The organism is Pseudoalteromonas sp. TAB23 (assembly GCF_000498075.1).
In the GTDB taxonomy this organism is placed as follows: domain Bacteria; phylum Pseudomonadota; class Gammaproteobacteria; order Enterobacterales; family Alteromonadaceae; genus Pseudoalteromonas; species Pseudoalteromonas arctica.
This window is the reverse complement of the sequence record NZ_AUTP01000042.1, coordinates 1-13,121: the sequence shown is the minus strand read 5'-3', so window position 1 is coordinate 13,121 and position 13,121 is coordinate 1. Positions and strand designations below refer to the sequence as shown.

General features: G+C 37.8%; 14 protein-coding genes. 9 read left to right on the top strand and 5 right to left on the bottom strand.

All coding sequences use genetic code 11. The features are described from left to right. From L654_RS0101085 to L654_RS0101075, 3 genes are all read right to left on the bottom strand, one after another. Nucleotides 1-1,147: ABC transporter permease (locus L654_RS0101085; RefSeq protein WP_024606993.1), on the bottom strand; the 1,147-nt coding region annotated here is incomplete at its 3' end. After that, nucleotides 1,144-1,842 (bottom strand): ABC transporter ATP-binding protein, encoded by a 699-nt coding sequence (locus tag L654_RS0101080; RefSeq protein ID WP_024590649.1) that lies wholly within the window; start codon nt 1,840-1,842, stop codon nt 1,144-1,146. The genes L654_RS0101085 and L654_RS0101080, both read right to left, overlap by 4 nt. Nucleotides 1,843-1,851: 9 nt before the next feature. Next, nucleotides 1,852-2,925, bottom strand: coding sequence for a CDP-glycerol glycerophosphotransferase family protein (locus L654_RS0101075; RefSeq protein ID WP_024590650.1), 1,074 nt, complete (start codon nt 2,923-2,925; stop codon nt 1,852-1,854). A 178-nt stretch (nt 2,926-3,103) separates the two neighbouring features. Between L654_RS0101075 and L654_RS0101070 the strand changes: the two genes are divergently transcribed. The 8 genes from L654_RS0101070 to L654_RS0101035 all read left to right on the top strand — a co-directional run bounded on the left by L654_RS0101070 (nt 3,104) and on the right by L654_RS0101035 (nt 11,007). After that, nucleotides 3,104-4,207: a phosphoribosylaminoimidazolesuccinocarboxamide synthase gene (locus L654_RS0101070; protein WP_024606992.1), complete on the top strand. Its 1,104-nt coding sequence runs from the start codon at nt 3,104-3,106 to the stop codon at nt 4,205-4,207. Nucleotides 4,208-4,329: 122 nt separating this feature from the next. After that, complete coding sequence (locus tag L654_RS0101065; RefSeq protein ID WP_007581955.1) at nt 4,330-4,992, top strand: methylamine utilization protein; 663 nt, start codon at nt 4,330-4,332, stop codon at nt 4,990-4,992. Next, the gene (locus L654_RS0101060; protein ID WP_024606991.1) at nt 4,985-7,300 is read left to right on the top strand and encodes an EAL domain-containing protein; all 2,316 of its coding nucleotides are present in this window, start codon (nt 4,985-4,987) and stop codon (nt 7,298-7,300) included. The genes L654_RS0101065 and L654_RS0101060 overlap by 8 nt, the downstream gene beginning before the upstream one ends. After that, nucleotides 7,287-8,120 (top strand): DUF3034 family protein, encoded by an 834-nt coding sequence (locus L654_RS0101055; RefSeq protein ID WP_024606990.1) that lies wholly within the window; start codon nt 7,287-7,289, stop codon nt 8,118-8,120. The genes L654_RS0101060 and L654_RS0101055 overlap by 14 nt, the downstream gene beginning before the upstream one ends. Next, nucleotides 8,120-8,539: a group 1 truncated hemoglobin gene (locus L654_RS0101050; protein WP_024606989.1), complete on the top strand. Its 420-nt coding sequence runs from the start codon at nt 8,120-8,122 to the stop codon at nt 8,537-8,539. Before L654_RS0101055 ends, L654_RS0101050 begins: the two co-directional genes overlap by 1 nt. Nucleotides 8,540-8,603: 64 nt before the next feature. Continuing rightward, nucleotides 8,604-9,668: a CDP-glycerol glycerophosphotransferase family protein gene (locus L654_RS0101045; protein ID WP_024606988.1), complete on the top strand. Its 1,065-nt coding sequence runs from the start codon at nt 8,604-8,606 to the stop codon at nt 9,666-9,668. A gap of 76 nt (nt 9,669-9,744) precedes the next feature. Next, a complete protein-coding gene (locus tag L654_RS0101040; RefSeq protein ID WP_004335499.1) occupies nt 9,745-10,170 on the top strand; it encodes an adenylyltransferase/cytidyltransferase family protein in 426 nt (141 codons plus the stop codon). A 3-nt stretch (nt 10,171-10,173) separates the two neighbouring features. Next, nucleotides 10,174-11,007 (top strand): sulfurtransferase, encoded by an 834-nt coding sequence (locus L654_RS0101035; protein WP_024606987.1) that lies wholly within the window; start codon nt 10,174-10,176, stop codon nt 11,005-11,007. A gap of 450 nt (nt 11,008-11,457) precedes the next feature. Here the strand turns inward: L654_RS0101035 and L654_RS0101030 are convergent, their stop codons facing one another. Further along, entirely contained in the window at nt 11,458-11,817 is a 360-nt protein-coding gene (locus tag L654_RS0101030) for a DUF5522 domain-containing protein (RefSeq protein ID WP_024606986.1), read from the bottom strand. A 43-nt stretch (nt 11,818-11,860) separates the two neighbouring features. On the opposite strand from L654_RS0101030, the gene L654_RS0101025 reads away from it, so the two are divergent. Continuing rightward, a complete protein-coding gene (locus tag L654_RS0101025; protein WP_024590658.1) occupies nt 11,861-12,187 on the top strand; it encodes a hypothetical protein in 327 nt (108 codons plus the stop codon). Between the two features lie 355 nt (nt 12,188-12,542). On the opposite strand, the gene L654_RS0101020 is transcribed toward L654_RS0101025, so the two are convergent. Continuing rightward, the coding region (locus L654_RS0101020) for a class 1 fructose-bisphosphatase (RefSeq protein WP_024606985.1) at nt 12,543-13,121 on the bottom strand (579 nt) is incomplete at its 5' end.

The following is a 13,121-nucleotide window of genomic DNA, read 5'->3' as shown; positions in this document are numbered from 1 at the left end:
CTGCCATAATAACGCCGATTAAGCCCAGTTCATAGTAAGAGAGTATTGTGATATTTACGCTTATACCGGCATGACTTTGTAAGTAACCGCCGGCTGAAAAAATAGCTAAATAGTAAAGCACACTACCTGCTAGGCAACCAAGTAAAGTGGTCAGTAGTGACTCAATACTTATAAGTGTAAATAAATGCCAAGGGCGAGCGCCTACCGAACGTAATATAGCAAGTTCGCGACGACGCTGACTTAAATTTGCGAGCAATGTCGTTAGCATGCCAAGTAGGCTAATTAACACGACAACAGCTGAGAATAGCAAAAGTATTTTTTCTACTATGGCGAGCATTTCCCATAACTCTTTAAGTGTTACGGTTGGCATAATCCCAAGCAGGGCTTCTGGCTTATATTGATTTATATTGCGCCTAATTTGTAGCGTGTATAAAGGCGATTTGAATCCCATTAAAAATGCTGTAATTTGTTTTGGATGCCCAACTAGGTCGTCATGCTCAAGGCTCGCTTTACCGCCGTGAATTAAATCGATTGCAGCCAAAGGAATATGCAGCGTTTTATCAACAGGCGTGCCAGTAGGGTTTAAAATACCGACGACTTTAAATGGGTTATCGTCATGATGATGAAAACTGGTGTTCCCCATACCGTGCGATATAACAATAGAGTCGTTAAGTTTATAACCTAATTTATTTGCAACTTCACTACCTAGCACCACTTCGTTAATTGCAGCAAAAGGGTGGCCTTTGTTAAAGGTTAAATTTTGTTTTTTTGCAAAGCGATAATGGCTAAAGTAATCAAGTGTTGTGCCTAGTACCGCTTGGCCTTTATGGCTGTCGCCTAGGCTTATAGGTATGCTCCATTTTACGCCTCGCTGACTTGTTATGTATTCATAACTTTTCCAGCTTACGCCGTTATTAGTATGGCCAATTCTAAATACTGACGAAAGCAGCAACTGTATGTCGCCGGTACGCGCACCAACAATTAAATCAGTGCCCGAAATAGTATTACTAAAACTACTTTTAGCATCAATTCGTACACGCTCAATACTTAAAAGTAACATTACACTAATTGCGATAGTAAATAATGTAAGCAGTACACTTGCGCGGCGGTTTAATAAGCTTTTGTAAGCAAGTTTAGCGAGAATCATACTTGTTCCTGCAAGCTTATAAGGTCAATGGAGCGGTCAAATAAAGGCTTTAGTGTTTCATCGTGGCTCACAAATACCAGCGTACTATTAGATAACTTTGCTTGTTCAAACAGTAGCTTTATAAAGCTCTCACGGTTATTTGTATCGAGTGCAGAGGTGGGCTCATCAGCAATTATTAATTCAGGGCTGCCTATAAATGCGCGAGCTGCAGCAACGCGCTGTTGCTGTCCAATACTCAATGTCGCTACATCTTTATGGTGATACTGCGCAGTAAGGCCTAAAGCATTTAATAACCGCATCGCTTCTTTTTGTAAGGCAGAGTTTTTATTTGATGATTGCTTTAATATTTTTTGTTTTCGACTTTTTGAAAACTCACACCCAAGCGTTATATTTTCAATAGGAGTTAAATAAGGAAGCAGGTTAAAGTTTTGAAAAATGTAGCCAATGTGATCCGCTCTAAAAACATCACGGGTAGTATTGCTTAATGTAGTTAGGTTTTGGTCTAAAATTGATACCTCACCGCTGGTGGCTGTATTAATACCAGCAAGAATCGCTAACAATGTCGATTTACCTGAGCCACTAGGACCGTGTAAAAAAATATGCTCACCTTTTTCTATAACTAACTCTTTTATGTTGAGCGTGGGTGAGCTATCGCTTTTATGCCACTTAAAAGTTACGTTTTTTAGGTTGATCATTACTTTATTTTACCATTTCCAATAATTGAGGTTTCTGCGCGTTTTAAATTGCCTAATAATATTAAATGGCTTAGGTTTTAGTTTATCTTCACTTAATAAAAACTCATTTGTTGCAGCAACTACGCGTTCACTCGACTGCCCATCAGTATATGGATGAAGCTCTTGGCAATAGTTTTCAATGTTTTTCATAAGTGTTTTAGGGTACGTGAAAGCCTGCTCTAAGGCTTCTTCAACTTTATTAGGGTCTGTTACATTAAGTAGGTGTTCCTCAGGAGCATTATTACAAAAGGTGACCACAGGTTTTCGTTGGACTAAAAACATTAAAAGTACTGATGATGTATCGCATAACATAACATCGGCTGATTTTAATAAAGGGACTACGTCGTCGGTCTCAATAAACGTTAAATTTTGATTGCTTAATGCCTTATATTTGCTTACCAATTCAGTTGGCATTTTTGGATGAAATTGCATTAAAATTCGCCATTTTCCGGTTTCACTAAAATGTTTTATTTGCTCATATAGCTTTGGTGCAAGCGATAGTCGCTTTGAAAATGTAGAGCAGATTAATAAGGTTGGTCGGGTGTCTGATTTATTTGTATAAGGCGTTTCGGTGATGCCATCAAATAATCGGTCAAGAGGAGGCCAGCCAGTTTCTGTTACCTTGAAATAGCCTAGTTTTCTTTGTAAGGCTTTAAATGGGATTGTTGTATTTGGGCCTTGTGTACAATACAGGTCGAAACAACCTCTAGCTTTAAGATGATCGTTATTCCCTTTTTTATCTAGCTTACCTGCATCAAAGCCATGAAACACACCTACTTTGATACCAGGGAAAAAAGTGGGTATTAAATTAGCCGGTGCAAACGTTGCATCGGGTTTCCATTCGTGAATATCTTCTATTGTATTAAGCCGTTTTTCTTCTTTTTTTAAAAAATTAGGATTGACTGCCAAACCTTGTAAAAACCAGCGCACTTCACCACCATGAGCTAATATTGCAGCCTGAATAGGCCTCAAAATAGCATATGAATAATTTTGAGAAATATACATCAAGTATTTTTTATTTTTAGTGGCAGTTAAGTAGTTCAAGCTATCTCCTCAGGCTGGTTGGCACATTAAGTTTACCCCATTGCGACTCGCTTATAAATATATGCCTTTATTTGTTTTAAGCATCCGATTGAGCTTTGAGGTTGGCTAGATTATTATACAGCCCATATAACCCCATACCATACTTTGCTCAAAGAGCATCCCTAACCCCGGAGATAGCATGACTAGCTATAAAGTTTTAGACGTAAACGATGATTTACCCATTCGTACCAAAGGTGAAGTACACAGCGGTAAAGTTCGTTCAGTTTATTGGTTAACTGATGAAGACAGCGCACGATTAATTAAAGACAAAGGCTACCAAGTACCGACAGGTACTGAGCTTGCGATTATGGTTATTTCAGACCGAATTTCTGCATTTGATTGCATTTGGCAAGGCGAAAACGGTTTAAATGGCGTACCAGGTAAAGGTATAGCGCTAAACTCAGTTGCAGCCCATTGGTTTAAGTTATTTGATAAAGCGGGTCTTGCGGGCAATCATATTGTTGATATTCCACATCCGTATGTGTGGATTGTACGCAAAGCCAGTACAGTAAAAGTAGAGGCAATTGCTCGCCAATATATTACGGGTAGCATGTGGCGTGACTACGCTAAAGGCATACGTAACTTTTGTGGTATTGACTTGCCAGAAGGTTTAAAAGCGAACCAAAAGCTTGATAACGTTTTAATTACGCCATCAACAAAAGGTATTATTGAAGGCGTTGCTGATATTCCGCCAGTTGATGATGTAAATATTACTCGCGCTAACATTACTAATAACTTAGATGTATTTAACTTTAAATCGGCAGATGACGTAACCAAATACGAAAAACTGTTAGTTGAAGGTTTTAAATTAATTAGTGATGAGCTAGCGAAGCTTAACCAAATTTTTGTAGATACAAAATTTGAGTTTGGTTATGTAGAGGATTTAAATGGCGCGCAACAGCTTATATATATTGATGAAGTAGGCACGCCTGATTCGTCACGTATTTGGGATGAAGCTGCATACAAAAATGGTAAAATTGTTGAAAATTCTAAAGAAGGTTTTCGCCAATTACTTATTAATAATGTGCCAGAGAGCGACGTATTATTAAATAAAGATCGCATGAGTGAGCGTGAGCAATTAGCAAAAGATTATATTTTACCAGAATCAGTAATGCTTGAAGTGTCAAATACCTATGTTGGCATAGCGAGCAAAATTGTAGGTAAAGATATTGTGATCCCTGAAGATCCTCGCCAAGAAGTCATTACTATTTTAGATAACGATTACGGATTAATTGTTAAATAGCAGCACTTAAGTGCTAACAAAGCCAGTAACTAAGTCTTTATTTTTAGTTACTGGGCTATAATTCTTGCAATTAGTGCTCGTCTCTAATTAACTTAACCTAACATTAATATTTAGGTGTTGTTATGTTTGAGCGGGCATTGCAAAAGTTTGCTAAAAGTCATTACTTTTTAGCTATAGGTTTGTTTTTTAGTCAGTTTGCTTTAAGTGCGAATATTGAATTAGTAATAGAAGATCAACACGGCCAAAAGTTATCAGGTGCAGTGGTTGAGCTTAATATTGCTGACAAACAAGCCACACCATCAAATTTGCCCATTGCTATAATGGATCAAGTCCATAAGCAGTTTTTACCCGAATTATTAGTTGTACAACAGGGTCAAAAAGTTAACTTTCCTAACAGCGATAATATTCGCCATCATGTTTATTCTTTTTCACAAGCTAAGCCTTTTCAACTAAGATTATATTCAGGGCAACCAAAAGAGCCCATTACGTTTGAGCAACAAGGGGTTGTTGTTTTAGGGTGTAATATTCATGACTCTATGGTTGGCTATATCTATGTAGCGAGTAGTGAATCCGTATATAAAACAGATAAAAAAGGCTATGTTAGTTTGCCTATTAATACGCTGCCTGCACAAGTGAGTGTGTGGCACCCTTTACAAACAGCGCCATTGGAGAATAAAAAAATGATAACAATTAATTCTCAAAAACAGTTACAGATAACAGTAAACACATCGACCCCAGCACCTAGAAATACCTTTGGTAGTAAGTTTAAGGCTGGTAATGACTAATAGTTTACGAAATCGCATAACCATTTTATGTGTTGGCTTAGTGTTATTAACCACTATGGTCAGCTTGTTTAGTTTTTGGTGGTCTACGAGTAAGTTTCAAGAAGAAAAAGTAAATCAAGACATTACCGTAGCGCAAAATGTTTATAAGCAATATTTAAAATCAAAAGAAAGCCTACTACTAACCGCAGCAAAAGTACTCACCTCCGACTTTGGTTTTAAGCAAGCTGTAGCAACGCGAGATGCCGGGACAATAAGCAGTGTGTTGTTTAATCATAGTCAGCGTATTGATGCCGAATTAATGCTGCTACTTGATTTATCGGGTAGGCTAATTTCCGCCAATACTGACGAAGACGCTTTTGCACATAACTTAAAGCCGTTAATGGAAGAGCTTTTAAGTGCGCCAGAAGAGTCTAGTTTTGTGGTGCTAAATAACGAGCTTTACCAAATTATTTTATTACCTGTAAGAGCGCCACGTACAGTGGCCTATAGTTTGGTGGGCTTTAAAATTGACGACAATGTAGCCCATGAACTAAAAAGCTTAACAGGCATGGATGTGAGCTTTATAGGCAGCGCTGACGATATTGTTATTAGCTCATTAGCTAATCGCCCTGAGCAATTTGAACCGGTTAGCTATTTTAGTACCGTAACCACATCGCGTTTTTTTGGTGAGTATTTGGTGTATCGTAACCGAGATATAGATTTACCATCGTTGTTGACCCATCCTATAATTATTTTACTGAGCGCCGATTTAACACAAAGTTATAGTGACTTCGAAAAACTTCTTTTTACACTTATTATTTTAGCTATTTTAACTATGTTTGTAGGTGTTATTACGAGCAGCATATTTGCAAATAATTTAACTACGCCACTTACTCAACTAGCTGTAATAGCAAGGCAATTTGCACAAGGTAATTATGCTTTTGAATTTAAAGGGCGAAGGCAAAGTACCGAAATAGACACGCTAGTCGCAGCGTTTGATAGCATGGGTAATGATATTAATCAGCGCGAGCAACAAATTAGCTTTCAAGCCAGACACGACTCCCTAACAGGCTTTTATAACCGCTCAGCCATGCTTGAGGTGCTTGATGATGAGTTAGATTCATCAGCCGAGTACACGCTCGTTGCAATAGACATAAAAGGGCTTCGCCATATAAACGATAAGCTCGGTCCGCGTATTGGTGATGACTGCCTAAAGGCGGTTGCTTGCAGAATAAGTGAGTTTTCGGATGAGTTAGGGGGCTTTCATGCCCGTATTGGCGGTGATGAGTTTTTAACTGTGTTTCCGACTGCGGCAGCGCGTGAACACAAAAGCGGTATTGTTGGCTTAATGGCACAATTACAAGCGTGCTACACCATTCAAAAACTAAAAATTAACTTACGCTTTAGTGCAGGCATTGTGCAGTATCCTACACAAGGTATTGCAAGTGATGACTTAATGCGCCGTGTGCTAATTGCAGTTGAAAGTGCTGCAAACACACAAGAGAGCATACATTACTATCAAAATGGCGAAGACGAAGCGCACTTAGATCGCTTAATAATGCTTGATGAACTAAAGCAGGCTATTAGTGATGACGATGGTCAATTGTTTATGACTTATCAGCCAAAATTACATTTAAAATCGCAAAAAATAGATAAAGTTGAGTCGCTTATTCGCTGGCAGCGAAAAGATGGTAGTTGGGTTAATCCTGAACTGTTTATTGACTTGGCTGAGCAGTCGGGCCTTATTGTTGAACTTACAGGGTGGGTTGTTAATACGGTTGTAGCACAAGTAGCGGATTGGCAGTTTAAAAATATAAACTTACAGGCTGCAATAAATGTATCTGCGCAAGACATAGCATTTCCGGGCTTTCATGCTGCATTAGTTCGTACGCTTAAAAAGTACAAAGTAGATCCTAAGCTGATCACTATTGAGCTTACTGAGCGCGATATGATCGAAAACGAAGAAAAAGGTATTAAAGCGCTCGAAAACCTAAAGGCAATTGGCGTTAAAATATCATTAGATGATTATGGTGTAGGGCAAACATCACTTGGTCGATTAAAAATGTTACCGATTGATGAGCTTAAGCTAGATAAGTGCTTTATCCTAAAACTTGATGAATCGCAAAAAGATCAATTTATAGTGCAATCATCAATTACGTTGGGGCATCAGCTAGGTTTCTCGGTTGTAGCTGAGGGGGTTGAAACACTTGGCTCATTAAATTTACTTAGAGGTATGCAGTGTGACCATGCACAAGGCTATTACTTAAGTAGGCCTTTAAAAGCAGAACTATTAGAAGAATGGCTGGAGGAATACTATGAAAAAAATTAAATACTTATTAGCAAGTTTGTTTTTAATAATTAGTGTACCGAGCATTGCAAGCAATGGAAAACTGCTAGCTACGCCGGGAGTTTCTCAAATTGAAGGCAGTGGCGGCGGTGGTATTGTACCGTGGGCACAACTTGCTGGGTACGCAAGTGATGACGAATTTTCGGTAAATGGCTTTTGTAGCCGCGCAGATGTAACCGACTACACACTTGACGTATGTGGTGCACAACTTAATTTATTTAATCGTGTTGAGCTCAGTTATGCCCAACAGCGCTTTGATGTACCAGCACTTGATGCTGAAATAGAGCAGTCAATTACAGGTGCTAAAATACGTTTATATGGCGATATTGTTTACAGTGATTGGCCACAACTTAGCTTAGGTATTCAGCATAAATCACTGGATGATGGCAGTATTGCAACACTTGTAGGCGCAGAAGATACTAGCGGCACTGACTACTACCTCGCTGCTAGTAAGTTACATTTGGGGGCTATTGCTGGTTATAACTGGTTTTGGAACGTAACTACACGATACAGCGAAGCTAATCAACTTGGTTTGCTTGGCTACGGTGGAGAAAATGGTAGTGGTAAAGTGCTATTTGAAGGCAGCACAGCTATATTTTTTAGTCGTGAAGTCGCCGTAGGTGTTGAGTATCGTCAAAAATCAAATAACTTAAACTTAGGCGAACAAGATTGGAAAGACTTATTTGTAGCATGGATGCCTAATAAGCACGTAAGTGTGACAGCGGCTTACCTTGATTTAGGAAGCATTGCAGGAGCTGACGATCAAACAGGTTGGTATTTATCGGTAACAGGGTATTGGTAATGAAAAGCGTTGGTATTTTTATAGTATGCGTAGGATTGCTTTGTAGTTGTGCTAGCTCAACACAATTATCGCTTTATCAAAAGCTCGATGGTAAAGCGGGGATAGGCAGAATTGTTGATAGCTTTATCTATCAAATAGGTAATGACGAGCAGATAATTCATTACTTTGAACACAGCAATATAGCGTACTTTCGCCAAGGGTTTATTACTCATATGTGTATGTTAGTAGAAGGCCCATGTACATACGATGGCGACTCTATGGTAGCAATCCATACAGGTATGCATATTACAGAGAAAGACTTTAATCATGTGGTTGATTTACTTATAAATGCAATGAATGAGCAGAACATTAGCCATAGCTTACAAAACGATATTCTTTCTAGAATGGCGCCACTTCGTGATGAAATTATAAAAATGTAATCACTTTGTTTTTGTTATGCTCCTTTCAAGGTAGAATATAAAGAAAAAATAATAGTGATCCTATATGAATATAATTTTTGATACACAAAGCCTTTACTATCTCCCTCAGTATATCCCTGTATATAAAGAATTATGTAAAAATGGCATCAAAAGTAAATTTGTATTTTATAAAAATAGCCATGAACATTTAATTCAGCGTGTTATAGATGACTATGACTTAGATCACATCTGGGTTAACGAACAACAACAATCAATTGCTTATTACGAAAATGAAAAAGCTGATTGGGTTTTTTTTGCTAACTCTTTTTGTTACCTAGACCGCTTACATAAAGTATCTAAAAGCGCTCAGCTCGGACATGGAATAGGCCCTAAATCAAGTTACTATACTAAGTCTAGTCAAGCAATGACAGTTAGATTTGTTGAAGGTCAGTACAGACTAAACCGTTTAAAATCAATGTATCCAAATGATGAATTTGTTGATGTAGGCTTTTGCAAATTAGACCCTATTTTTAATAAGGAAAAAATTGATGGCACGTTAGAATTAACTAACTTTGATAATAAAAAACAAACTATTTTATACGCTCCTACATTTTATCCAAGCAGCTTAGAGTTATTTCCTGAAAATTGGCCGGAACATTTTGGTGATTACAACATCTTAATAAAACCTCATTACTTTTCTATTAGTAAAGAGCGTTATAAAAAACACGTGAAATTGCTAGATCATTGGTCAACGTATCCCAATGTATATTTAGCAAAAGTAGAAGATTATTCGTTAGTGCCTTTTTTAGATAAAGCAGATTTATTGATTAGTGATGCATCATCAGCTTTATTTGAATTTGCTCTGTTAAACAAGCCAGTCATTTGGTGCGATTTTTTGAAGTTGCGGTGGGGATACAAAGGAATATTTTCATATCGTTTTAAAAAGCGAATGGATCAAGATTATGGTGAGTATGCGAATGTTGCTATACACGCCAAAAAATATAAAAACCTTAAAAAGTTAGTTGAACAACAACTGGCTGAACCAGAAAGCTTAGCTAATATTAGATTGTCTTTATCAGAAAAGTTAGCGGGTAAAATGGACGGTAAAGCAAGTAACAGAATTGTTCAATATTTAATAAAAAATAAGTAACTATTACAAAAGTATTTGGATGTAATCGAACTACTAAAAGGATTTATAAACTCTAAATTATAATTGGGCTTTAGAAATGAAAAAAATTGGATATACAACGGGTGTTTTTGACTTATTCCACATAGGTCATTTAAATATTCTGAAAAGAGCCAAATTAGAGTGTGATTACTTAATTGTGGGTATTACTACCGATGAGTTAAGCAAGTCAGCTAAAAATAAAGAGCCAGTGATTCCTTTTCAGGAGCGTATGGAAATAGTTGAAGCAATAAAATTTGTTGATGAAGTTGTTCCCCAGGTTAACTATGACAAAGAAGAAGCCTGGAACAACTTAAAATTTGATAAAATGTTCGTGGGTGATGATTGGAAGGGCACCGATAAGTGGAACCAAATAGAAGCTGACTTTAAAAAGTTTAATGTTGAAATATGTTATTTCTCTTATACCTCTCATACATCTAGTACAAAATTAAGAAACGTATTAGACAAAATATGTAGTGCTAAATAATTAATGAAAAACCTAATTAGCTGTCAGCAATTACACGATCAACTTAATAATCCTGCATTAGTGATATTTGATGCAGGTATGCTGCGCCCAGGTGTTTTGGGTGCTTATTCGCCTCAAGCAATGCTGCCTAGCGCTAAACGTTTTGACATAAAAAACGAATTGGCCGATAGATCAAATCCCTTACCAAGTATGGTATGCAGCGAGCAGCAGTTTACCCACGTGATGCAAAATGCAGGTGTAAATAACGACTCGTTTATAGTTGTATACGAAGATGGCGGTTTATTTAGCGCAGCAAGAGCGTGGTGGATGTTTAAAGCTATGGGGCATCACAATGTTAAAGTACTCAGTGGTGGCCTTAAGACGTGGTTAGAGAGCGGTTACGCCATACAACAAGGTTATAGCAAAGCGTTAGGTAAAGGTGATTTTACGGCAAACTATAATTCTGAGTATTTTATTAATAGCCAACAAGTGGTTGACGCAATCGATGAGCTTAACACTGTATTGCTAGATGCACGTGCTTATAAACGTTTTACAGGCGAAGAAAGTGAACCCCGAAAAGGTATGCGTAGCGGGAATATCCCAAATAGTCGATCGTTACCTTTTATGGATTTACTTAATAAAGGTGAAGCAAAACCACTTACTGAAATTAAAGCGATATTTAATGACGTGGTCGGTGATGCGCAGCAGCTACAATTTAGCTGTGGCTCAGGTATTACAGCCTGTGTTTTAGCGTTATTTGCTACCGAGTGTGGTTACAGTAATTTAAGTGTTTATGATGGCTCGTGGAGTGAGTGGGGCGCAAGTGATTCATTGCCCATCGCCACGGGAGAAAAGTAGACATGTTGCATATGTAAAGCTTGCTCACGTTAAAAGCGCAGCGCCTCAAAACCTCTTTGTGAATAATTGCATTTAAAAATATTACTCACAAGGAGAAGTGAAAGAGATGAAAATGAGAAGATAAAAACCAGTGCTTACTCGTATTTGAATACTGTTTTTATACAATAACTTACTCTAAAAGCGCAGCGCCTCTAAACCTCTTTGTGAATAACAGTACTTAAAAATATTATTCACAAGGAGAAGTGAAAGAGAAGAAAATGAGAAGATAAAAACCAGTGCTTACTCGTATTTGAATACTATTTTTATACAATCGCTTACTCTAAAAGCGCAGCGTCTCTAAACCTCTTTGTGAATAACAGTATTTAAAAATATTACTCACAAGGAGAAGTGAAAGAGAAGAAAATGAGAAGGTAAAAACCAATGTTTGTTCGTATTTGTATTAAATAGCTTTTACTTTCTAAAACCATAAGGGCAACTTTTACAACCATTTTTGCAGCACGAACCACGCTTTAAAAAAAACCACTTACTAAATATCATGTAACCACTTTGCATGGTGTAGTCGAGCCCTTCAATTAAATTTTCGTTACCTCTAAATTGTTTTGCAAAGTCTATTTGGGTTTTAATAGGTTGTGTATAAACACCCTCTAAAAAAGTATTTATTTTATTAAGCGTGCACTTGCGGCATAAACAACTTGTTGCTGTGATATCAAGCGGTAAAATAGCCGGCAGCTCATTGCACCAACACGCTGATATATCGTCTACATTACACGTTAGAGTACTGTGGCATTGAGTGCAGTTAAGTTCAGTCATTATAATTCTTTTTAGTAACAGTGAGCCAAGAATAACAAATATTATGAATACACAAAAAGCATTAGCTGAATTTATTACATTTGGTGAGCAAAGGGATGAAGCTATATCGGTTATCGTTTCAAGCCCTGCTGATAGCAATAAAACTCATTATACTCTCTCAACCGAGGTTTTAATTGATGTTCTTAAGCGCTGTTTAAGTAACGAAATAGACTTAGATGATTTAGAGCTTTGGGCAAACGTAATTGAATCGCGAGATGACATTGATTGTGCTGAGCATGAAGGTTTTATTTATGCGCTCAGTAATAGCGAGCAAATGGGAGATCTTAATCATCAAAAGCTTGCTCAAATAGTTGCGTTAGTAAAAGTTTAAAAAGCGAGGTGTAAAACCTCACCTACAATATGTGCAACCCTGTAGGTGCGAATTTACTTCGCGCTCATGTAACATGGCTTTGGTGTTTAAAAAGTGAGGTGTAAAACCTCACCTACAATATATGCAACCCTGTAGGTGCGAATTTATTTCGCGCTCATGTAACGTGGCTTTTGAGATTAAAAGCGAGGTGTAAAACCTCACCTACAATATATGCAACTCTGTAGGTGCGAATTTACTTCGCGCTCATGTAACGTGGCTTTGGTGTTTAAAAAGCGAAATGTAAAACCTCACCTACAAAAAACCGCACTTCAATTGAATGCGGTTTTTTTAAATTGAAGACAATCGTTTTAAGCGATTATTTATGATATCCCAAGCACGTTTCTACTTCGTTTTTAGAACCTAAAATAACGGCTACACGCTGGTGGATTGCATCAGGCTGAATATCCATAATACGCTCGGTACCGGTTGAAGCGATACCGCCAGCTTGCTCTACTAACATAGCCATTGGATTTGCTTCGTAAAGTAGGCGTAATTTATTTGGCTTTTTAGGATCTTTAGTGTCTGTAGGGTAAGTAAATAAACCGCCACGGCTAAGCACGCGATGTACATCGCCCACCATTGCTGCAATCCAGCGCATATTAAAGTTTTTAGCGCGCGGGCCTGTATCGCCTGCTAGCAAATCATTGATATAGTTTTGCATAGCTGGCTGCCAATGGCGTTGGTTAGACGTATTAATGGCAAATTCGTTTGTATCAGCAGGAATGCTTGCAAAATCTTGTGTAAGTAAAAAGCTGCCTTGTGTTTTATCAAGGGTAAACATGCGCGTGCCTTTACCTGTAGTCAGCGCAAGCATTGTTGATGGCCCGTAAAGTACGTAACCTGCAGCAACTTGCTTATGGCCGGGCTGCATAAATATGCTTTGATCAGCAGCGTC

What these genes read in the sequence shown, in the direction of transcription:
- L654_RS0101080 (WP_024590649.1), bottom strand. Translation starts at nt 1,842, where the DNA reads ATGATCAACCTAAAAAACGTAACTTTTAAGTGGCATAAAAGCGATAGC.
- L654_RS0101070 (WP_024606992.1), top strand. Translation starts at nt 3,104, where the DNA reads ATGACTAGCTATAAAGTTTTAGACGTAAACGATGATTTACCCATTCGT.
- L654_RS0101065 (WP_007581955.1), top strand. Translation starts at nt 4,330, where the DNA reads ATGTTTGAGCGGGCATTGCAAAAGTTTGCTAAAAGTCATTACTTTTTA.
- L654_RS0101060 (WP_024606991.1), top strand. Translation starts at nt 4,985, where the DNA reads ATGACTAATAGTTTACGAAATCGCATAACCATTTTATGTGTTGGCTTA.
- L654_RS0101055 (WP_024606990.1), top strand. Translation starts at nt 7,287, where the DNA reads ATGAAAAAAATTAAATACTTATTAGCAAGTTTGTTTTTAATAATTAGT.
- L654_RS0101050 (WP_024606989.1), top strand. Translation starts at nt 8,120, where the DNA reads ATGAAAAGCGTTGGTATTTTTATAGTATGCGTAGGATTGCTTTGTAGT.
- L654_RS0101045 (WP_024606988.1), top strand. Translation starts at nt 8,604, where the DNA reads ATGAATATAATTTTTGATACACAAAGCCTTTACTATCTCCCTCAGTAT.
- L654_RS0101040 (WP_004335499.1), top strand. Translation starts at nt 9,745, where the DNA reads ATGAAAAAAATTGGATATACAACGGGTGTTTTTGACTTATTCCACATA.
- L654_RS0101035 (WP_024606987.1), top strand. Translation starts at nt 10,174, where the DNA reads ATGAAAAACCTAATTAGCTGTCAGCAATTACACGATCAACTTAATAAT.
- L654_RS0101030 (WP_024606986.1), bottom strand. Translation starts at nt 11,817, where the DNA reads ATGACTGAACTTAACTGCACTCAATGCCACAGTACTCTAACGTGTAAT.
- L654_RS0101025 (WP_024590658.1), top strand. Translation starts at nt 11,861, where the DNA reads ATGAATACACAAAAAGCATTAGCTGAATTTATTACATTTGGTGAGCAA.